Origin of the sequence: Vibrio sp. NC2, assembly GCF_025195005.1 — a bacterium.
GTDB lineage: Bacteria > Pseudomonadota > Gammaproteobacteria > Enterobacterales > Vibrionaceae > Vibrio > Vibrio splendidus.
On the sequence record NZ_JANVFC010000027.1, the window covers coordinates 20,720 to 39,714 of the forward strand.

Consider the following 18,995-nt stretch of genomic DNA (forward strand, 5'->3'; position numbering starts at 1 on the left):
CTTCCTCGGAGCAACCGTTAATTGGATTTATTATGGCATATTGGTTATTTAAAACAGAACCCGACACCTTCTCTATTCAGACTCTGAGAGTACAAAAAAACTCTTGTTGGGAGGGTGTACGCAACTATCAGGCTCGAAACATGATGCGCGATGACGTTAAGCTTGGAGACCTGGTGATGATATACCATTCATCATGTAAGAAAGTTGGCGTAGCGGGGATCGCTAAAGTAACCAGAGAAGCCTACCCAGACCATTTTCAATTCGATCCAGAAAGTGATTACTACGATGCCAAGTCTTCGCCAGACAACCCGCGCTGGATAATGGTGGATGTCGAGTTTGTGCGAGTGACTGAGCGCTTAATTCCTTTGGCAACGCTTAAAGCGATGCCTGAGCTAGCAGAAATGCCGTTGGTTAAACGGGGCAATCGCTTATCCATCATGCCAGTTACAGGGCAAGAGTGGCAGGCGATCTTAAGCAAAGAAGTGCTAGGTTCTCGTTAGCGTTAGAGAGAGCTTTTTACGTAAGGTTCAAAAAAGGCAGCCATTGGCTGCCTTTTTATTTATTCAGATCTCTTCGACGAGAAGAGGTTAGAGCAAGTGCTTTTCTAGGTAGTGAGCAACGGCGTCGTCTGCGCTGCTGCCAATCACTTCATTGTCTGGCAAAGCTTTAAATACTTTCTCATGCGATGTACCCATCACTAAGCCTTTGCCTGCCATAGCCAGCATCTCGGCATCGTTCATTCCGTCACCAAAGGCAATACAGTTATCCAGTGTCAGGTTCAGTGACTTCGCAACAGCGTCTAAGGCATGGCCTTTAGAAACTTCAGCGGCCATCACTTCTAAACACCAAGGCGTTGAAAAGGCGATGTTCAGCTTGTCGCCAAAAGCATCTCTTAGCTTTTGTTCAAACGTGACCAGATATTCGTGGTCCTGTTCTGGGTGAGTGAAAAAGACTTTCGCAATACCTTCGCTTGGTGCATTTTCTGCTTCAAAGCGCTTGTAGCTAAAGCCAGACTCACTGTGGAATTTTGCCAGCATTTCGTCTTCACGGTCCAGTAGCCAATCTTCATTCTGGTACATGTGAATAAAGAGGTTTGGATCTTGGCGAACAATATCGATAACAGGTTGAACGAGTTCCTGAGGCACGTTCTGGCTATACATCAGTTGATCGTTCTGGTCATGCACGCGTGCACCGTTTGAAGTGATCATGTACGCCGGAATACCTGCGATCTGACGAATACCCGCCACATCGACGTGGTGACGACCCGTAGCGAAGATAAAGGTATAACCTTGGTCGTGTAATTTCTTAAGTGTTAGCTTGGTAAAGTCGCTTAGCTGATGGTTGGGAGCCAAAAGCGTACCATCTAAATCAGAAGCAACAATTTTCACGGAATCTTTTAGTGCAGGAATACTCATTTAACCCTCATTGCAAAAATGCTTAACCAATATCGACGCTAGCCAACGCTAGAATCGTTTTAACTACAATATCTCTAGGTAGAAATTGTATGCCAATTTCATGCAAGAAAAGAGGGCAAAGCTCACTTACTTCTCTTCCTCTTTAGCGCTTATGTTCTTGGTCGGTTACTCAGCTTATTAGCTTATTCGCTCTAGGCAAAAAACTGATTGATAGCATTCAGTGTTTGATTGCGATATTCGTCTTTCTCAAACAACACCTCATGCTTAGACCCTTCAATGGCCTTAAACTGGCAGGCTGAGTTGGTTTTCTTCAGTTTATTGATGAACTTCACTTGAGCGCTGTTGCTGACAATCTTCTCCTCTCCAGCTTGAATCAATAGCAGTGGGATCTTGATTTGACGAGTTTGTTGTATCGCCTGCTTGGCTGCCATTAACCCTTGCCATACCCAGCGAGTGCTTGGTCCGCCAACCTGCAAAGAAGGGGAGCCGTCATACAAGCAACGGAACCAGTGATAGCGTACCTTGCTGTGGCTGAGTAAGTTATTTTCGAAGGGCTTAGAGTAGTACGCTTGCTGCCCCGGGGCATAAGTCGGCTTAGCATAGAAAGCGGTGAGTACTTGTCCAACAACCATCGCGATGGGCTTGAAGTACCATTCAGTCTTAATCCCAAACATCGGAGCGCACAGAGTAACTTTGTCAAACGGGTGATCGGGGTGAGTTTGTAGATAGCGAGTGGCTATGGTGCAGCCCATTGAGTGTGCCAGTAGGTAGCGATTGGCGTATCGGCTTAGGTCAAAACTGGCAATGACGTCAGACATGTCTGAGGCGTAATCATCAAACTCATGAATGTGACCAATGTCAGAGTCTGTTACCATACGTTCCGACTGGCCTTGACCTTGGTGGTCAAATGAATAAACGTCATAGCCTTGCTGATAAAAATCATAAAAGAGTTCTTGGTATTTCAAACAACACTCAATGCGGCCATTTGAAATAACAATGGCTTTGGTGTGCGTTGGTGAGGTTAGGCTACACCAGTACAGCTTCTTTTTACCTGATGATGTGACATACCCATCTTTACGTTGTTGCCAAAGGGCAGGGATCGGGTGTTTAATCGCTTGCTCGAACTCAGGTTCTTGCGTGTACGAAAATGGGGCGGCACTGTGGTTTTCCATGGGAAATTACCTGAACTGATGCATGTGAGAGCTTTATCGCTACTAATGTTGTTAGATTAAAGAACTAGTAAGGAAATGCAAATGGATACTCATGTTTGGCTTGCTTATGTCGTCACGGCGATATTGTTTAGTTTGGCTCCGGGCTCAGGTACCGTTAACTCAATCAGCAATGGGCTAAGTTATGGCACCAAGAAGTCACTTGCGTCGATCGCCGGCTTACAGCTCGGTCTTGCATTTCACATCATGCTGGTGGGTGCAGGTATTGGTGCATTGGTGGCTCAATCTGCGTTGGCGTTCACCATCATCAAATGGGTAGGCGTGGTTTACCTTGTTTGGTTGGGTATTCAAAAATGGCGTGATAATTCTAGCTTGGTGGCTTCAGAAGAGAGCTCAACGCTATCGAGTGGTAAGCTGCTTAGAAATGCCGTGCTTATCAATCTAACTAACCCAAAATCTATCGTGTTTTTGGTGGCTTTGTTTCCTCAATTTATCGATCCTACACAACCGCAAGCACCGCAGTTATTAGTGCTAGGAGTTACAACAGTATTCATTGATAGTGTTGTTATGTTGGGCTACACCTCATTAGCTTCACAAATGGGACGTTTTATTCGTTCTGATCGTATAATGAGTAAGATAAATAAAATATTTGGTGGTATGTTCATGGGTTGCGGTGCCTTGCTTGCTGCCGCTAAAGCTTAGTAAAGCAATACAGTTATAGATAAATCAATAGAGTTATAGATAAATGACCGCTACCTACGTTGCTCGCCAACCTATCTTAAACCGTAACAAGAACACGCTTGGTTATGAGCTGTTGTTTCGCGACGGAGAAAGGAATGCCTACCCAGCGCATATTGAGTCTAATCGAGCAACGTATCGTCTGATTGTTGAGAACTTCTTATCGGTTGGGCATAACCCTTCGATTCCATCTTCGCGCTGTTTTATTAATTTCCCTCATCAAAGCTTGATTCGTCGACTTCCTTTAGGCTTGCCGAAAGACAAGGTGGTGGTCGAGATTCTTGAAACCTGCCAACCGACGGATGAGCTGTTAGAAGCGGTCAAAGAGCTCTATCAAGCGGGGTACATGATTGCCCTAGATGATTTTACCTCTACGCCAGAATGGGAACGATTCCTTAAATACACGCATATTGTTAAGCTCGATATCATGCAAATGGGCTTGAATGAAGCGTGTGATTTGGTAAGAGCTCATCAAGGGAAGAAGTTTAGCTTTCTGGCTGAAAGAGTCGAAACTGAGCAAGAGTTTAAGCAAGCGAAAGAGGCGGGTTTTAAGTTCTTCCAAGGGTACTTCTTCAGCAAACCTGAAATCATCAAGACCAAGTACATTAGCCCTGAGCAAGTGATTGCTATGGAGTTGTTCCAAGAAGTGTGTAAGCCGGAAGTTAACTTTCAACGTATCGAAAGCATCGTCGCGAAAGATGTCGCCTTGTCGTATAAGTTACTGCGTTTTGTGAATACCATGTCATCTCGCCTTGAGGTCACCATCTCTTCGTTCCGCCAGGCTTTGGTTTATCTGGGGCAAGAGAAGCTGAAAATGTTTGTCTCGTTGGCGGTGGCGTCTTATGTCTCTGATAAGAAGCCAAAAGAGCTATATGGCTTATCGCTTCAGCGAGCTCAGTTCTGCCAACGTATGTCTCGTTATCAGGCATTTGAAGGGCATGCCGAGCAAGCCTTTATGATTGGTTTGTTCTCGTTGCTTGATGCGCTGCTCGACTTGTCGTTAGAGAATTTAGTTGAGCAACTGCCCTTGTGTAAAAGTATCAAGGTGGCTCTGCTACGTAGAGAAGGGCCATATGGAACCTTGCTGGCCCTTGAAGAGAGCTTTGAGCATGCCGATTGGCAGCAGATGGATGAGCACTGTGCTCATTTAGGATTGAGTGTGGAACAGGTTAAAACTGAGCTCACCGAAGCTCGACGCTGGAGTCATAACGTAACCAATCAGCTCTGATTTATCTTCGTTAAACTTTTATGACAATTATAACGCACGCCTTGACGTGCGTTTTTTTATATCTAATATATATGCATATCCATATATGAGTATGTATTTATGCTTCCTCACCAATTTTTTAAATTACTGTCCGATGAAACGCGAGTGCGTTGCTTAATGTTGATAGTTCGCAATGAGTGCTTATCGGTTGGTGAGTTGACTCAGGCATTGCAAGAAAGTCAGCCAAAGGTTTCACGCCATCTTGCGCAGTTGCGTTCAAACGGCATTTTGACTGATGTTCGCCAAGGGCAGTGGGTGTTTTACCGCCTGTCACAAGATTTACCAGGTTGGATGCTAAAGTTAATTGACGACCTTATCGCATCGAACTGTTTGAAAACTGAATACCAGCAAGATATTGAGCGCTTAGAGTCGATGAACTCACGCCCAGTATGTTGCGTTTAAATACATTAAAACTTAATGCCGAAATAGTTGGAGTTGCAGCTAGGCGACAAGTGAACTTATCCCTGTGAGCATAGTGGCTCTATGTGATTAGGGAGGCCGGCGATCCGGTAAGTGAACGTAGTCAACAACGCTGCGGCTTCAAATATGAAGGCAATTAACTGAGAGAACAGAAAATGACAGTCAAAGTAGGTATTAATGGTTTTGGTCGTATCGGCCGTCTAGCACTTCGCGCAGCATTCGATTGGGATGAGCTAGAATTTGTTCAAATTAACGATGTGGCTGGCGACACAGCAACATTGGCTCACCTTCTTGAGTTCGATTCGGTTCAAGGTCGTTGGAATCACGAAGTGGCTGTTGAAGGCGACGAGATGATCATCAATGGTCAACGCATCAAAACCACAAAAGAGCGCGACATTGATGCGATCGATTGGTCTGGTTGTGATGTGGTTATCGAAGCGACAGGTGTTCACCGTAAGACCTCTTTCCTAAACAAATACCTAGAGCAAGGTGTGAAGCGCGTTGTGGTATCGGCTCCTGTGAAAGAAGAAGGCATCGCAAACATTGTTGTCGGTGTGAACGACAATATCTTCGATCCTGCGGTACATAAAATCGTAACGGCAGCGTCTTGTACAACGAACTGTCTCGCGCCAGTGGTTAAGGTGATCAACGAGAAGCTTGGTATCGAGAACGCAGCTTTCACCACTATTCATGATCTAACTAACACGCAAACGATTCTTGATGCGCCCCACAAAGACTTACGCCGTGCACGAGCATGTGGCATGAGCCTTATCCCAACAACAACGGGCAGCGCTAAAGCGATTGTTGAGATCTTCCCAGAGCTTGAAAACCGTATCAACGGCCACGCGGTTCGTGTACCACTAGCGAATGCTTCTCTGACAGACATCATCTTCGAAGTGAAGCAAGACACCACAGCAGAAGAAGTCAATGCGATGCTGAAAGAAGCGTCTGAGAATGAACTGAAAGGCATTCTTGGCTTTGAAGAGCGTCCACTGGTTTCTATCGATTACAAAGGCGACCAACGCTCAACAATCGTGGATGCACTATCAACGATGTTGGTCGGTAAGCGCATGGTTAAGATCTACGCTTGGTACGACAACGAGATGGGCTACGCGACACGTACCGCTGAGCTAGTTCGCACTGTCGGGTTAGCATAATACTCTTCATACTTGAAGCTGCAGCGTTGTTAACTGCGTAAGTTCACCGGAACGCCGGCCGCCCTAATCACATAGACCCACTATGCTCATAGGGCTGAACTTCATTCCTTTTTAGGGAAAAGGTTGCCTACCTGCAACTCCAATTATTTTGAGTATTGGTTCTATAAGAATTTTAAGAGGTTACACAATGACACATCCAACATGGCAACTAGACCTAGAGCAAGGCGCGCTAATCCTGACTCCATGCCCAGGTACAAAAGAAGCAACGCTTGATGCATCACTGGCTCAGCTAAAAGAGCAAGGCGTTGAAGCTATCGTGACAGCACTTGATGACCATGAGCTTGCAAGTAAAGACGTGGCGGCACTTGGCGAAAAAACACGTGCGCTAGGCATGCAATGGTTCCAGATCGAAATTGAAGACGACTGTGCACCGGGTGCTGATTTTGCTGCGAAATGGCAAGCGGCTAGCCCTGCGTTGCATCAAGTGGTTGATAACGGCGGCAAGGTAGCAATGCACTGTATGGGCGGTTCTGGCCGTACTGGCTTGCTGGCTGCACACCTGCTGTTAGAGAAGAGCTGGGACATGAGCAAGATTGTTCAAGAGGTGCAGGCACTGCGTCCGGGCGCATTCACTAAGCCCATTCAGGTTGAATACATTAATGGCGTAGCGAACAGCTAATAAGCCATTGTTGGAATACAAGGAGCTTTTGGTATCTGGAGTGTTGAACTTATCATGATCCAAAAGCTCTTTTTGTTTAGATTGCAGAGATAGCGTTATGTTTTCAAATCTAAGTAAGAGCGTTCGCCAATATATGTTGGTGACTTTCAACTACTGGAACTTCACCATTACTGATGGTGCACTTCGTATGCTGGTGGTTCTGTATTTTTACGACCTTGGTTACAGTTCACTAGAAATCGCCTCACTGTTCCTTTTCTATGAATTCTTTGGTGTGGTGACCAACCTAATCGGTGGCTGGTTAGGGGCGCGTCTTGGCCTCAACAAGACCATGAACATCGGGTTAGGGATGCAAGTCGTCGCCTTGGGTATGCTCGCGGTGCCATCAGCCATGTTGACCATTCCTTGGGTAATGGCGGCGCAGGCTTTGTCTGGTATTGCTAAAGACCTCAATAAGATGAGTGCCAAGAGCTCGATTAAGACTCTGGTACCTGATGAACAGCAGGGTGCGCTTTATAAGTGGATAGCGATTCTGACCGGCTCTAAGAATGCGCTTAAAGGCGCAGGGTTCTTTATTGGTGGTTTGCTGCTTTCAACAATTGGTTTCCAATATGCAGTGCTTGCGATGGCTGCTGTACTGACATTAGTGTTCATCGGCAGCTTGGTGAGCTTAGAAGCGGACATGGGTAAAGCTAAAACCAAACCTAAATTCAAACAGATCTTCTCTAAGTCTGAATCCATCAACATCCTATCTGCTGCGCGTATGTTCCTGTTTGGTGCTCGTGATGTGTGGTTTGTGATTGCTTTGCCGATTTACCTAGGCAGCGTGTTTGGATGGGATCACTCATGGGTGGGTGGCTTCTTAGCGGTTTGGACCATCGCATATGGCTTTGTGCAGGGCATTGCACCCAAGATTACTGGTAAAGCACAAGGCAAGGTGCCTGATGGACATGCAGCGCTATTATGGGCGGGGGCGTTGGCTATCGTGACTGCAGGTATTGCCTATGCGGTGCAAATTGGCTGGCAACCCGAGTTCGTTATTATCGGTGGCTTGATGGTGTTTGGTGCCATCTTTGCGGTGAATTCATCGCTGCACTCATACCTTATTGTGAGTTATGCGAAAGGCGATGGCGTTTCTCTTGATGTCGGTTTCTATTACATGGCAAATGCAATGGGCCGTTTGATTGGCACTATCTTGTCAGGGTTGGTATTCCAAATGGCCGGTTTGTCTGCGTGTCTGTGGGTATCTTTTGCGTTCTTAGCGATAACGACGGTGATCTCTCTGCGTTTACCTAAAGTGCCGCAAATTTCAGCGGCATAAGCTTCAGCCGCATGAGCTAAATTCGCGATAAGCCTCTCCTTTAACACTAAGCTGACTTGGTATTTATTCCGGTCAGCTTTTTTATTGCTATAGTAGAATGATTGAATATTAATCAGGCATTTACATGAAGCAGCGAATTCTCTTTTTTGATTTAGCACGATGTGTCGCGGCCATAGCAGTTATCGCGATTCATGTTTTGGCGCCTTATCGGAATGAATTAGGCACCATTCCTTTCGGTGAGTGGCTGACCGCCATTACGGTGAACGGTTTCAGTCGTTGGGCGGTGCCGGTGTTCATCTTGATTACTGGTGCTCTGATGCTGAGTGATCAGCGCCCGTTTGACGCCAAGTACTACCTCAAGCGTCGTCTGGGTAAGGTGCTGATCCCTTTCATTGTCTGGTCGCTGTTCTATACCTACCTATCGGGTTGGTCGGTAATGGGCTTCGATGCTGACGTCAGTTGGGATGTGCTACTCAATAGCTATCATCACTATACCTACTATCACCTTGGCTTCTTTTATTACTTTATCCCGCTCTACTTTGTGATTCCTTTTTTACAGATCATGGTCAGAAAGTACGGTGATAGATCTGTCTATGCCTTTACGGCGGTATGGTTGTTCACAACATTGCTGTTCTTACTAAAAATCGATGGCCCTTGGAGTCATGAGTTGTGGTTGTACACCGGGTACTTACCGTTGGGTTACCTGCTGTATAAGATTGTTCCACTTAATAAGATGACTGTCGGCGTGAGTGTATTACTGGGTGGGTTAGCGTTAATGACCACGGTTTACATGGTGGTTGATGCAAGCTTGGTAGCAGAAGAGTACACAGTAGGGCGTTGGTTATCTTACAAGACGTTGAATACCGTATTAGCGGCGAGCATGGTGTTCATGGTGTGCCGTTACTATGGTGAAGGTTTGTCTGAGAAGAGCAATCAAGTGGTTGGTTTTATCAGTAAACACAGCTTAGGTATTTATCTGCTGCACCCGATTTTCTTGTGGCCAATGAAAGAGTTCGGTTGGTACCAAGGACACCCTGCTTGGGTTATTCCATTATGGATCGTGATCAGCGGAGCAGGCGCGTTATGGATGAGCTGGTTGGTCTCTAAGTCAGAGAGAACGCGTTGGTTATTGCCTTAGCGGTGGGTGCTAAGGCTTTCTGATGGATTGCTTAGAAGAGAAAGTTGAGGCGGCTAGGGTTAGCGCTTCAACGCAAAGTGTAAGAACTTATCGCCTTGGTAGGTTAAGGTTCCTTTGTCGCCAGGGTTAAGGGCGTGGAAGTAGTGGATGCCGACTTGGAATTCTCGCTTCGGACCAACCACACCACGTTGAACGTAAATCCAGTACTCTTGATCTTCTTGGCCAGGTTCTGCGTCAGGAAGGTCGATGGATTGTTTGTCTAACACCGTGACATTCACTTTCTTTTCTGGCGCATTTTCACCTTGCGAGTGTTTTCGATAGAAACCAATAAATACCCAAGCCGCTAGACCAGCAAGTGCAAAGATGGCAAAAAAGAGTGAATTAGGCATATAACCTCCATGTAGTCGTGATGGTTATTCTAGTCTTTCAAGCAATAGGGATATGTGTTTAAAGCTGTTATTCGTGAACTGTTGTAAGCCAAGCTGATTATTTTTCGGCAGACATCACATTTAGTGGCTTGTTTGGGATAAAGCATTGTTATTTATTGTCTCTTTCTCACGTAAATATCAGTAAATTTGTATAAAAATAAGGGAATGCTCGACTAGAATTATAGTGTGGAGTGGGAGGGCCAAGATGACCGATATTGAAAAAGTGGTGACAAGAACTCGCAATATAGAGAAGTTATTGAGGCTTCAATATCATGCCGAAGGCGAAGGATTGCATGAGCTTGTAACAAGCTGTGAAGAAAGGCTACCGCACGATATGGTGAGCAAGCTGCGTTATATCGCAACGTGTCGTAATAAGGTAGTCAATGAACATGAGGCTAAGTTGGAAGACCAACATAAGTTCATCATGATGTGTAACGACTGTGAGAAGGAGCTGACTCCACGTAGTGGTCGTTTTATCTGGCGAGTTGCGATCTTACTGATGATGGCAATGACTTTAGCAGCCGCGGGTTTCTATTATGCGAACTGGGATGTGCTAACACTGCATCTGTTTTCGAAGTGAAAAAATTGAACAAAAAAAAGGGACGCTCATGGCGTCCCTTTTTTTATTTGTAACTTGCTTAGTACATCATCGGTAGTGTCATTAGACCTACAACTACCGCGATCATTACAAGTCCTTGTCTTTGCGAAGATGAAATCATAACACTACTCCTAAATTTGGTTGTCTCTCGCTATGTTTTAAAGAATAGCACTACTTATAGGTTTAGATCAAGAATTACTTTCGAAAGCTTTAAAAGTAGTAGAAAACTATTGGTTTTTGGCTTATTTGGGTGTGTTTAACTGTGTCTTTTGGTGTGTTCTTATTTTATACGTTGTGCTTCATGTTTATCCATTTTTGATTTAAGTTGTTGTTTTATAAGGGTCATTTTGTGTAATTTATATTGTTAAAGGTTGTTAAACTGTATTAATAGGGGTTGGTGGTTTCTGGCTTTGATTTTGTTCTGTTTTAAATTTTTCGGATTGATTTTTGTAGGGATTTTTACAGAGGACTTGAAAAAACCTGACAAAGTTGGGTTTTAAGAAAGCAAGCCACTTACTTTATAAGTCTAGAGTGATGTGGTGTTTTCATTTCCCTGTTAACTCTGGATTTGTTTGTTTAACTTATTGTTATAATTGATCTTAAATGCAGTGTTTTTAAATTTTTAAGTGTGGTATTTGATGATATATGGGGGTTTTATAAGGAGTCTGTAGGTTAGAAATGACTAAAATTCAAGTCTGGACGCTCTAATGCCAATTTAAATAAGTTTGTCGATGAATCGCTCTAGTTTTAAAAGAATAGCCATAGTCATCATAGTAATTGTTACGACTTCAATCTAAAGAGGCTCTTTTTAGTGGAAGCGTAATCAAGATCCAATTTTGAGGGGCTGAGGCTTTACATCAACACTCGTGTGCCTAGACTGGCGACGATTTAAAGCAATGGGGCAAATGGTATGTGGAGTTGGTTGGCGGTTTCCTTATCTGGTATCGGAGCAATAGCAGGAACGAAACATGGACATATCGGTCAGGCCTTGTCGTATAAGGTATTTACCTTTGTATTATTGGCGACCATTGCTTTAACTCAATCTGTCGTTGCTGACTTTACCTATTGGATAGTCGCTGGGTTGGCGATCTCTGCAATCGCAGATGTCCTTCATACGGTTACTCAAAAACGTCCTCTGCATTTTGTGTGCTTCTTATTGGCTCAGCTCTGTTACAGCAAAGCATTTTGGTTACAGCTATCAGGAGAAATGGTCTGGTGGTTGTTCGCGCTCCTATTAGCGGCTTGTGTCGTTGCTTTCTTCTTACTTCTGCCTCGTTTAGACAAACTCGTCTTTCCTGTGGTTATCATGGGTATCGTGCTTATTCAGCTTGCATGGGCTTCTGGTGAGCTCTGGTTGCTTGATCCTCAATTGTCACATGCGGTTGGTTTTGCTGGCTGTAGCGTTTTACTACTTTCGGCACTGGCGTATGCGCTAAATTTCTATCGTAGCCCAATCAAAGGTGCCTATTTTTGGGTGACGGGCAGTTACTTTCTCGCGCACGCTCTCATTGTTGCTTCCCTTACCATTTAGGGTAGAGCCAGCTTAATTCTGAGCTACATCAAGGCAGCTAAGATGAAAGTAGGTACTCTACGTCTACTTCATTAAACATGAGATAGAGTTATGACTACCGAAATTCATGCACACAACGTTTTAAACCTACTGAGTGAAAATCCCCTGACTCGTGAAGAGTTGACGCAAGAGCTCGCTCAAACTTACGGCGCAGAAGCTCGCTTCCATACGTGTAAGCTAAATGGTCTGGATTTGGATAGCTTGCTGAAATTTTTCCTGAAGATGGAAAAGGTCGTGGTTATTGATGACAAACTTTGCACCAATCGCGAACGTGTGTGTAACCACTAATCTTGAGTAACAACTGGTTTTTTGAGCCTTTTGGCTTTTATAGATAAGAAGAGTGGATGCGACGTTTCGGCTTCACTCTTAAATTATCTTTTTACTTTTCTCCTTTCTATTTGCTCTCGAAAAATTCCCTTCTAATTACATAAGTTAATCCTTTTATTACTGCGTTCGAAAATCAATGTTGAGGCTGCTATACTCCGCGCACTTACGCTTTTCGAGACAAACTTATGGAAATTTTATCTGCAGCAACCATGCTGTTTCTTATTATGGACCCGCTTGGCAATCTACCAATCGTGCTCTCTATCCTTAAGCATATTGATCCGAAGCGTCGCCGTATTGTTCTTGTTCGTGAACTGATGTTTGCGCTGATTATCCTGCTGTTGTTCTTGTTTGCCGGTCAAAGCATCATGAACTTCCTGCACGTGCAGCCTGAAACCTTGAGCATTTCTGGCGGTATTATTCTGTTCATCATCGCGATTAAGATGATTTTCCCAAGTGCGGGCAGTATTACCGGCCTAGCGGCGGGTGAAGAACCGTTTATCGTGCCGATGGCGATCCCTATGATTGCAGGACCGTCGGTGATTGCTGCATTGATTCTGTTGTCGACACAGCACCCTGACAACATGTTAGAGCTTTCAGGCGCAGTGATGCTGGCTTGGGGCGCGACCTTCTTTATTCTGATGTTTAATGGTTTCTTCCTGCGAGTGCTGGGTGAGCGAGGCCTTAAAGCCATCGAACGCTTGATGGGCTTGTTGTTGGTTATGTTGTCGACGCAAATGTTCCTAGATGGTGTAAAAGGCTACATGGGCTAACATCAGTATCATTGCTGAATAAAAAAAACGCCGCTCAAATGAGCGGCGTTCTTGTATTTAATGTTTCTGTCATGATGTTTTCTGTAGCTAAGCGTTTTATATCTGAGCTTAAGCTTGATTACATCATGTGCTTGCGTCGGATATCGAGGAGGGCAAAGACTCCGAAAATCAATATTGACCACTTCTCCCAACGTGACATTTCGATCTTATCGCCGAATGCACCGATAAAAATCAGCATCTGCAGGCCGTGCATGAAGAACAAGAACGCTGTCATGATATAAAGCGCAATCGCAGCATTACCCGGGAATGGGTAGAAAATATTTACGATTAAGATAAACCAAACAAAGGCGATGGCTACTTTTGCTAGTGGAAGTAAGAACTTCATTTAATAACTCCTATTCTTCAGTGGTTCGATTAAACAGTCGGTAGCTAGACTGGCCAGTGGTCTTATCGCGATGCAATTCCCAGTTCTCTGGCATAGCCTCAAGCTGCAGCTCTTTTTCTGTCTCGACGTAAATGATGGCGTTGTCTGCCAACCAGCCATTGCTCTCAAGCAGTTGTACAGTTTCTGCAAGTAAGCCTTTACGAAATGGTGGATCAAGGAAAACCATATCGTAAGGAGTACCTGGCTTCTTAAGGAAAGAGATAGCATCAGTATTCACGACATTGATGTTGTCTGCCTTAAGCTCTTTCGCGTTATCAGAAAGCTGTTTGGCCGCCTTTTGATTCATTTCGAGCAGTGTCACCATTTTTGCTTGGCGAGAAGCTGCTTCAAAACCTAGACCGCCAGAACCGGCAAATACATCCAAGCAAGTTGAATATGGGATATCTTGAGCCACCCAGTTAAAGAGTGTCTCTTTTACTCGGTCAATGGTTGGGCGTAATCCTTCTAAATCATGAACAGGTAGCTTTCTACCTCTCCACGAGCCACTAATAATTCGAACAAAGCCTCCGGATGGCTTTTTTTGTGATGTGTTTTGCTGGCGACGTCTTACCATAGATTTTTTGACCGCTAATAAAGTGATACTATACCGAGCCCAATTTAAGTGGGTTCGAGTATTAAATAAATTTGCAATGACAAAGTGTATCAAGCTAAAAGCAAACTTATCACTGCTTTGTCATTTTTCTTTACTATTCGTTTGTACAAGCTTGTATTGTATAACAATAGCAAAGAGTCGACGTGTATTAAGTCAATACAGCTAATTAGTAGATCTAGGAAACTCCTCTGATGACGGAAAAAAAGAAGCGCGGATTATTATCGTGGCTTGGTTTTGGTGACGAAGAACAAAGCCCAAAAACTCAGAATGAAGCGAACGTAGAAAACGTTGAAGATCAAACTGAAGTTGAATCACAAGTCGAGGCTGAACCGGTCGCGCCTGAAGCTGAACAAGCTAAGCCAACTGAATCTAAGTCGGTTGAATCTGAGCAAGCGCTTGAAGAAGCTCAACAAGATCAGCAACCTGTCGCAGCAGAAGCAGAAGCAGAACAGGAAGAAGTTGCTGTTCCTCAAGCTCAGGTTGAAGAAGTTCAAGATAAGCCGACAGAAAGCTTCTTTGCGCGCCTTAAGCGTAGCCTTAGCCGCACTAAAGCAAACATCGGTGCTGGCTTCTTTGGCTTGTTCAAGGGTAAACAAATCGATGAAGATCTGTTTGAAGAACTAGAAGAGCAACTTCTGATTGCAGACGTGGGTATGAATACCACGGTTAAGATCATTGAAAATCTGACAGAAAAAGCATCTCGTAATGACCTAAAAGACGGTGAAGCTTTATATGGTCTGCTCAAAGAAGAGATGGCGGATATCTTAAGCCAAGTGGAACAGCCATTGGTTGTTGATACCACTAAAACACCTTACGTTATTTTAATGGTTGGTGTGAACGGTGTCGGTAAGACAACCACCATCGGTAAGCTGGCTAAACAATTCCAAAGTGAAGGCAAGAAAGTGATGTTGGCGGCGGGTGATACCTTCCGTGCGGCAGCGGTTGAACAACTTCAGGTTTGGGGCCAACGTAATAATGTTCCTGTGATCGCTCAGCACACAGGTGCCGATAGCGCGTCTGTTATCTACGATGCCATTGAAGCGGCGAAAGCGCGTGGTGTTGATGTTGTGATTGCCGATACTGCAGGTCGTTTGCAGAACAAGAGCAACTTGATGGAAGAGCTGCGTAAGATTGTTCGTGTAATGAAGAAGATTGATGACTCTGCACCGCACGAAATCATGTTAACGCTAGATGCAGGTACCGGTCAGAATGCTATCAGCCAAGCGAAGCTGTTCAGTGACGTGGCACCAGTAACGGGTATTACGCTCACTAAGCTAGATGGTACGGCGAAAGGCGGCGTGATTTTCTCAATTGCTGATCAGTTCCAGATTCCAATCCGCTACATTGGTGTGGGTGAAGGCATTGATGACCTGCGTCCATTTGAGTCTAAAGACTTTATTGAAGCACTATTTAGCCGCGAAGAGTAACGCGAGTAGCAAAGTGGTTTATCCTTAACCTGCTACCGTTTTAAATTTGATATGAGTGATCGTAAGAGGAATTTTCGGTGATCAAATTTCAGCAAGTGAGCAAAGCCTACCGAGGCGGACGACAAGCGCTCCAAAAAGTGGACTTTCACCTTAAACGTGGAGAGATGGCTTTTTTGGGTGGGCACTCTGGCGCTGGTAAAAGTACCTTACTGAAGTTGATCTGCGCCATCGAGCGTCCAACTGACGGACGTGTTTGGTTTAACGATCACGATATCACTCGTATTCCAGCTAAAGATATTCCCTTCTTACGTCGTAACATCGGGATTGTCTTTCAAGACCATCGCCTACTGATGGATCGCTCGATTTTTGATAACGTCGCACTGCCTATGCGTATTGAATCTATTTCTGAAAATGAAATAAAACGCCGAGTCAGTGCTGCGTTGGATAAAACCGGCTTACTCGACAAAGCCCGTTGTTTGCCAAGCCAGCTTTCTGGTGGTGAGCAGCAACGCGTGGGTATCGCTCGCGCTGTGGTTAACCGTCCAACTCTGCTTTTAGCGGATGAGCCGACCGGTAACCTCGATCCTGAATTATCTAACCGTGTATTACGTTTGTTTGAAGAGTTCAACCGCGCAGGTGTCACGATCATCCTAGCGACGCACGATATCGGGTTAGTGAACACTCGCCCTCAGTACCGTCATCTTGAATTAAACCAAGGCTTTTTGAGTGAGGTTGAAGACTATGGCCTCGAATAAGCGCATCAAGAAACCTCAATCCAATCGAGCAGCAAACCGGGCTTCAAGCGACGGCTTCTTTGTTGTTCATTGGAAACAAGCTAAGTCATCGTTCTCGCAAATGTGGCAACGTCCGTTGGGCAACTTGTTGACCCTTGCGGTGATCTCAATGGCTTTGGCGATGCCAGCTTGTTTGTACCTACTGGGTAAGAACGTTGGTGAAGTGGCTCAAGATGTCACCAGCCCGTCACAAATAAGTGCTTATGTAGAGGATGGTATTCCTGAGCCGAGAGTAATGGTGCTTAAGGATGAAATTGAAAGTTGGGATCAAGTCGAGCTGGTGGAATACATTTCACCGCAACAAGGGCTTGCGGATCTAAGCCAGTATTCTGGTTTTGAAGATGCCCTGACTATCCTAGACGATTATTCATTGCCAGGTGTGTTGGTGATTACGCCAAGCGTGCACAGTGATGTCTTAATCAAAGAATTAGCAAGCAACGTTAAAAAGCAAGAGCTAGTGACCGATGTTCGTTTAGACGAAGATTGGTTAGCTCGATTGGATGCGATCAAAGCATTAGCAGCGGTCATCGTTATTACCCTAACGGTATTGATGTTGGGCGCGGTATTTTTGATTATTGGCAATACATTACGCTTTAATGTGCTGGCGCATAAAGACGAGATTCAAACCATGAAGCTGATTGGTGCTACCGACAGCTATATTCTTCGACCATACCTTTATGCTGGGATGTGGTTTGGCGTTTTAGGTTCGATTAGTGCTTGGGTAATGACGGCATTGATTACCGTATTGCTCAACAGTGCAGTGGATGATTTGGCTCAGCTTTATGATAGTCATTTTCGCTTAATTGGCCTGAGTTGGGATGAATCTTTATTACTTTTGATCGTCGGAACCCTGCTTGGTAGTGTGGCTGCGAAGCTTTCTGCACAGCGTCATCTAAAAGAAATTGAACCAGTTTAGGTGAATAGAGTCATATTTATACGAAAAATAGGCAGTTCTTAACCAGTTTTTGCCTTGTATAGAAGAATTGATTATGCATAATTACTTCCCCCTCCTTGAAACCTGTTCATTTTAGGTTCAAGATTGTCGGGTTTTAATAGATGTATTACTCCAGATCAGAGATTGATGAGGAACCGAATGGCAAACCAAGCGTATCAAATGGCTTTAGTCACACAAGATAGTTTAGATAGCTATATCCGCTCAGCGAACAGCTACCCTATGCTGACTCCTGAAGAGGAACGTGGACTTGCAGAGCGATTACATTACAAAGGTGAGATCGACGCTGCGAAAGGCTTGATCCTTTCCCACCTAAGATTCGTGGTACACGTTGCAAGAGGCTACTCTGGCTACGGGCTACCAATGGCTGATCTCGTCCAAGAAGGTAACATCGGCTTGATGAAGGCTGTTAAGCGCTTCAATCCAGAAGTTGGTGTTCGTCTAGTTTCTTTTGCTGTTCACTGGATCAAAGCTGAGATTCATGAGTACGTTTTGCGTAACTGGCGTATCGTTAAGATCGCAACAACGAAAGCACAACGTAAATTGTTCTTTAACCTTCGTAAGTCTAAAAAGCGTTTAGGTTGGTTCAATAACGGCGAAGTTGAGACGGTTGCACGTGAGTTGGGTGTTGAGCCTTCAGAAGTTCGTGAAATGGAATCTCGCTTAGCGGCACAAGACGCTACGTTTGAAGCCCCGATGGATGACGATGACGGTGGTTCTGCTTACACGGCTCCAGTTTACTACCTAGAAGACAAAGCATCAGACGTTGCTGAAACGGTTGAAGCGGCTAACTGGGAATCTCATACCAATAATCGCTTAGGACTCGCATTGAAGAGCTTAGACGAACGCAGCCAACACATTGTTCGCTCACGTTGGTTGGATGATAACAAGTCGACACTGCAAGACTTAGCGGATACCTACAGCATTTCTGCAGAACGTGTTCGCCAGTTAGAAAAGAATGCGATGAAGAAATTGAAACAAGCCGTTGGCGATTTCTAATAGCATCTAGTTTCTATCTAATAGTAGAGCTAACAAATAGCTGAATTTTTGAAAAGGCCGAGATCGAGAGATCTCGGCCTTTTTGTTTTGGATCGATTTCTCAATTTTTGCGATCGAAATTTGCAAAGTGATTTTGTGGATAACTCTGTGAGAAGTTTATTCGTCAGCTGTCTAAAAGCAGGGTGTAGTAAGGCTTTGAAGGGGTTTTTCGAGTGGGGATATGTTTCAGTTAACCCACAGTTAGATCAGGATCATTACTACATGTTGTGGATCTATTTTTAAAAAAGCACTTTATTCACGCAATTCACAGGTTTATCCACAAATGGTGTAAAAGTGATCGCTGGTGGATAACCTTATTAAGTGGATGTGATTGTTAGCCTTGGGATAGGTTACAATGGCAGCAAAGTAAATCAGTATAAAAGAGAAAGTCATGGACCAGTTTAAACATATCGATGTTAAAGGTGCTCAAGCCCTTATTGAACAAGGCGAAGCTCGACTTGTCGATATACGTGACCCGCAGTCTTTTGCGGTAGCTCACTCAAAAACCGCTTACCATCTTACTAACGATACCATGGTGTCGTTCATGGATGAGGTTGAGTTCGAACAGCCAATCTTAGTGATGTGTTATCACGGTATTAGTAGCCAAGGTGCGGCACAATATTTAGTGAACCAAGGCTTTGAAGAGGTATATAGTGTTGATGGTGGATTTGAAGCTTGGCATCGTGCTGAACTTCCAGTGATCGCGGGTTAATAGCCTTTATCACTTGAACAGCTTCAAGCATCTTTCATAGC

22 protein-coding genes are annotated in these 18,995 nt (G+C 44.6%); 17 read left to right on the forward strand and 5 right to left on the reverse strand.

The features are described from left to right. The first annotated feature begins 32 nt into the window (after nucleotides 1-32). The gene (locus NX845_RS21405) at nucleotides 33-500 is read left to right on the forward strand and encodes an EVE domain-containing protein (RefSeq protein ID WP_065682854.1); all 468 of its coding nucleotides are present in this window, start codon (nucleotides 33-35) and stop codon (nucleotides 498-500) included. A gap of 87 nt (nucleotides 501-587) precedes the next feature. Here NX845_RS21405 and NX845_RS21410 read toward each other — a convergent pair whose 3' ends face one another. Then, on the reverse strand, nucleotides 588-1,415 hold the full coding sequence (locus NX845_RS21410; RefSeq protein WP_017084857.1) for a Cof-type HAD-IIB family hydrolase: 828 nt from the start codon (nucleotides 1,413-1,415) through the stop codon (nucleotides 588-590). A 191-nt stretch (nucleotides 1,416-1,606) separates the two neighbouring features. Next, nucleotides 1,607-2,587 carry an alpha/beta fold hydrolase gene (locus NX845_RS21415; protein WP_065682855.1) on the reverse strand — a complete coding sequence of 327 codons (981 nt, stop codon included), beginning with the start codon at nucleotides 2,585-2,587 and terminating at the stop codon, nucleotides 1,607-1,609. Nucleotides 2,588-2,668: 81 nt separating this feature from the next. On the opposite strand from NX845_RS21415, the gene rhtB reads away from it, so the two are divergent. The 7 genes from rhtB to NX845_RS21450 all read left to right on the forward strand — a co-directional run bounded on the left by rhtB (nucleotide 2,669) and on the right by NX845_RS21450 (nucleotide 9,301). Then, the gene (rhtB, locus tag NX845_RS21420; RefSeq protein WP_004736604.1) at nucleotides 2,669-3,286 is read left to right on the forward strand and encodes a homoserine/homoserine lactone efflux protein; all 618 of its coding nucleotides are present in this window, start codon (nucleotides 2,669-2,671) and stop codon (nucleotides 3,284-3,286) included. A gap of 43 nt (nucleotides 3,287-3,329) precedes the next feature. Continuing rightward, a complete protein-coding gene (locus NX845_RS21425) occupies nucleotides 3,330-4,550 on the forward strand; it encodes an EAL and HDOD domain-containing protein (protein WP_260257130.1) in 1,221 nt (406 codons plus the stop codon). A gap of 99 nt (nucleotides 4,551-4,649) precedes the next feature. Next, nucleotides 4,650-4,991, forward strand: a complete 342-nt coding sequence (locus tag NX845_RS21430) for a metalloregulator ArsR/SmtB family transcription factor (protein ID WP_004736602.1) — start codon at nucleotides 4,650-4,652, stop codon at nucleotides 4,989-4,991. 173 nt (nucleotides 4,992-5,164) lie between these two features. Beyond that, the gene (locus NX845_RS21435) at nucleotides 5,165-6,166 is read left to right on the forward strand and encodes an ArsJ-associated glyceraldehyde-3-phosphate dehydrogenase (RefSeq protein WP_004736601.1); all 1,002 of its coding nucleotides are present in this window, start codon (nucleotides 5,165-5,167) and stop codon (nucleotides 6,164-6,166) included. A gap of 187 nt (nucleotides 6,167-6,353) precedes the next feature. Continuing rightward, entirely contained in the window at nucleotides 6,354-6,845 is a 492-nt protein-coding gene (locus tag NX845_RS21440) for a cyclin-dependent kinase inhibitor 3 family protein (protein WP_065682857.1), read from the forward strand. Between the two features lie 97 nt (nucleotides 6,846-6,942). Next, complete coding sequence (arsJ, locus tag NX845_RS21445; RefSeq protein WP_065682858.1) at nucleotides 6,943-8,163, forward strand: organoarsenical effux MFS transporter ArsJ; 1,221 nt, start codon at nucleotides 6,943-6,945, stop codon at nucleotides 8,161-8,163. A 124-nt stretch (nucleotides 8,164-8,287) separates the two neighbouring features. Further along, complete coding sequence (locus NX845_RS21450) at nucleotides 8,288-9,301, forward strand: acyltransferase (RefSeq protein ID WP_065682859.1); 1,014 nt, start codon at nucleotides 8,288-8,290, stop codon at nucleotides 9,299-9,301. A gap of 59 nt (nucleotides 9,302-9,360) precedes the next feature. On the opposite strand, the gene NX845_RS21455 is transcribed toward NX845_RS21450, so the two are convergent. Continuing rightward, entirely contained in the window at nucleotides 9,361-9,690 is a 330-nt protein-coding gene (locus NX845_RS21455; protein ID WP_004736596.1) for a DUF2500 domain-containing protein, read from the reverse strand. A 244-nt stretch (nucleotides 9,691-9,934) separates the two neighbouring features. Between NX845_RS21455 and NX845_RS21460 the strand changes: the two genes are divergently transcribed. The 4 genes from NX845_RS21460 (at nucleotide 9,935) to NX845_RS21475 (ending at nucleotide 12,994) form a co-directional block, all read left to right on the forward strand. Continuing rightward, the gene (locus NX845_RS21460; RefSeq protein ID WP_004736595.1) at nucleotides 9,935-10,309 is read left to right on the forward strand and encodes a hypothetical protein; all 375 of its coding nucleotides are present in this window, start codon (nucleotides 9,935-9,937) and stop codon (nucleotides 10,307-10,309) included. 928 nt (nucleotides 10,310-11,237) lie between these two features. Continuing rightward, on the forward strand, nucleotides 11,238-11,858 hold the full coding sequence (locus tag NX845_RS21465; protein ID WP_004736594.1) for a lysoplasmalogenase: 621 nt from the start codon (nucleotides 11,238-11,240) through the stop codon (nucleotides 11,856-11,858). Nucleotides 11,859-11,948: 90 nt separating this feature from the next. Next, a complete protein-coding gene (locus NX845_RS21470; RefSeq protein ID WP_065682860.1) occupies nucleotides 11,949-12,185 on the forward strand; it encodes a YecH family metal-binding protein in 237 nt (78 codons plus the stop codon). A 224-nt stretch (nucleotides 12,186-12,409) separates the two neighbouring features. Then, nucleotides 12,410-12,994 carry a YhgN family NAAT transporter gene (locus NX845_RS21475; protein ID WP_009848232.1) on the forward strand — a complete coding sequence of 195 codons (585 nt, stop codon included), beginning with the start codon at nucleotides 12,410-12,412 and terminating at the stop codon, nucleotides 12,992-12,994. 118 nt (nucleotides 12,995-13,112) lie between these two features. Here the strand turns inward: NX845_RS21475 and NX845_RS21480 are convergent, their stop codons facing one another. Both NX845_RS21480 and rsmD read right to left on the reverse strand, forming a co-directional pair. Continuing rightward, nucleotides 13,113-13,379: a DUF1145 domain-containing protein gene (locus NX845_RS21480; protein WP_004736590.1), complete on the reverse strand. Its 267-nt coding sequence runs from the start codon at nucleotides 13,377-13,379 to the stop codon at nucleotides 13,113-13,115. A gap of 10 nt (nucleotides 13,380-13,389) precedes the next feature. Further along, entirely contained in the window at nucleotides 13,390-13,992 is a 603-nt protein-coding gene (rsmD, locus tag NX845_RS21485; protein WP_065682861.1) for a 16S rRNA (guanine(966)-N(2))-methyltransferase RsmD, read from the reverse strand. Between the two features lie 230 nt (nucleotides 13,993-14,222). Here rsmD and ftsY point away from each other — a divergent pair, with 230 nt between their 5' ends. The 5 genes from ftsY (at nucleotide 14,223) to glpE (ending at nucleotide 18,954) form a co-directional block, all read left to right on the forward strand. Next, nucleotides 14,223-15,458, forward strand: coding sequence for a signal recognition particle-docking protein FtsY (gene ftsY / locus NX845_RS21490; RefSeq protein WP_260257131.1), 1,236 nt, complete (start codon nucleotides 14,223-14,225; stop codon nucleotides 15,456-15,458). 77 nt (nucleotides 15,459-15,535) lie between these two features. Beyond that, nucleotides 15,536-16,213: a cell division ATP-binding protein FtsE gene (ftsE, locus tag NX845_RS21495; protein WP_260257132.1), complete on the forward strand. Its 678-nt coding sequence runs from the start codon at nucleotides 15,536-15,538 to the stop codon at nucleotides 16,211-16,213. Further along, nucleotides 16,200-17,168, forward strand: a complete 969-nt coding sequence (ftsX, locus tag NX845_RS21500; protein ID WP_260257133.1) for a permease-like cell division protein FtsX — start codon at nucleotides 16,200-16,202, stop codon at nucleotides 17,166-17,168. The genes ftsE and ftsX overlap by 14 nt, the downstream gene beginning before the upstream one ends. Before the next feature lie 177 nt (nucleotides 17,169-17,345). Then, nucleotides 17,346-18,203 (forward strand): RNA polymerase sigma factor RpoH, encoded by an 858-nt coding sequence (gene rpoH, locus NX845_RS21505; protein ID WP_026012297.1) that lies wholly within the window; start codon nucleotides 17,346-17,348, stop codon nucleotides 18,201-18,203. A gap of 430 nt (nucleotides 18,204-18,633) precedes the next feature. Next, nucleotides 18,634-18,954, forward strand: coding sequence for a thiosulfate sulfurtransferase GlpE (gene glpE / locus NX845_RS21510; protein WP_004736711.1), 321 nt, complete (start codon nucleotides 18,634-18,636; stop codon nucleotides 18,952-18,954). The last annotated feature ends 41 nt before the right edge of the window (nucleotides 18,955-18,995 follow it).

Bases quoted from the DNA above. Each gene is read 5' to 3' on its own strand.
- NX845_RS21405 (WP_065682854.1), top strand. From the start codon at position 33: ATGGCATATTGGTTATTTAAAACAGAACCCGACACCTTCTCTATTCAG.
- NX845_RS21410 (WP_017084857.1), bottom strand. From the start codon at position 1,415: ATGAGTATTCCTGCACTAAAAGATTCCGTGAAAATTGTTGCTTCTGAT.
- NX845_RS21415 (WP_065682855.1), bottom strand. From the start codon at position 2,587: ATGGAAAACCACAGTGCCGCCCCATTTTCGTACACGCAAGAACCTGAG.
- rhtB (WP_004736604.1), top strand. From the start codon at position 2,669: ATGGATACTCATGTTTGGCTTGCTTATGTCGTCACGGCGATATTGTTT.
- NX845_RS21425 (WP_260257130.1), top strand. From the start codon at position 3,330: ATGACCGCTACCTACGTTGCTCGCCAACCTATCTTAAACCGTAACAAG.
- NX845_RS21430 (WP_004736602.1), top strand. From the start codon at position 4,650: ATGCTTCCTCACCAATTTTTTAAATTACTGTCCGATGAAACGCGAGTG.
- NX845_RS21435 (WP_004736601.1), top strand. From the start codon at position 5,165: ATGACAGTCAAAGTAGGTATTAATGGTTTTGGTCGTATCGGCCGTCTA.
- NX845_RS21440 (WP_065682857.1), top strand. From the start codon at position 6,354: ATGACACATCCAACATGGCAACTAGACCTAGAGCAAGGCGCGCTAATC.
- arsJ (WP_065682858.1), top strand. From the start codon at position 6,943: ATGTTTTCAAATCTAAGTAAGAGCGTTCGCCAATATATGTTGGTGACT.
- NX845_RS21450 (WP_065682859.1), top strand. From the start codon at position 8,288: ATGAAGCAGCGAATTCTCTTTTTTGATTTAGCACGATGTGTCGCGGCC.
- NX845_RS21455 (WP_004736596.1), bottom strand. From the start codon at position 9,690: ATGCCTAATTCACTCTTTTTTGCCATCTTTGCACTTGCTGGTCTAGCG.
- NX845_RS21460 (WP_004736595.1), top strand. From the start codon at position 9,935: ATGACCGATATTGAAAAAGTGGTGACAAGAACTCGCAATATAGAGAAG.
- NX845_RS21465 (WP_004736594.1), top strand. From the start codon at position 11,238: ATGTGGAGTTGGTTGGCGGTTTCCTTATCTGGTATCGGAGCAATAGCA.
- NX845_RS21470 (WP_065682860.1), top strand. From the start codon at position 11,949: ATGACTACCGAAATTCATGCACACAACGTTTTAAACCTACTGAGTGAA.
- NX845_RS21475 (WP_009848232.1), top strand. From the start codon at position 12,410: ATGGAAATTTTATCTGCAGCAACCATGCTGTTTCTTATTATGGACCCG.
- NX845_RS21480 (WP_004736590.1), bottom strand. From the start codon at position 13,379: ATGAAGTTCTTACTTCCACTAGCAAAAGTAGCCATCGCCTTTGTTTGG.
- rsmD (WP_065682861.1), bottom strand. From the start codon at position 13,992: ATGGTAAGACGTCGCCAGCAAAACACATCACAAAAAAAGCCATCCGGA.
- ftsY (WP_260257131.1), top strand. From the start codon at position 14,223: ATGACGGAAAAAAAGAAGCGCGGATTATTATCGTGGCTTGGTTTTGGT.
- ftsX (WP_260257133.1), top strand. From the start codon at position 16,200: ATGGCCTCGAATAAGCGCATCAAGAAACCTCAATCCAATCGAGCAGCA.
- rpoH (WP_026012297.1), top strand. From the start codon at position 17,346: ATGGCAAACCAAGCGTATCAAATGGCTTTAGTCACACAAGATAGTTTA.
- glpE (WP_004736711.1), top strand. From the start codon at position 18,634: ATGGACCAGTTTAAACATATCGATGTTAAAGGTGCTCAAGCCCTTATT.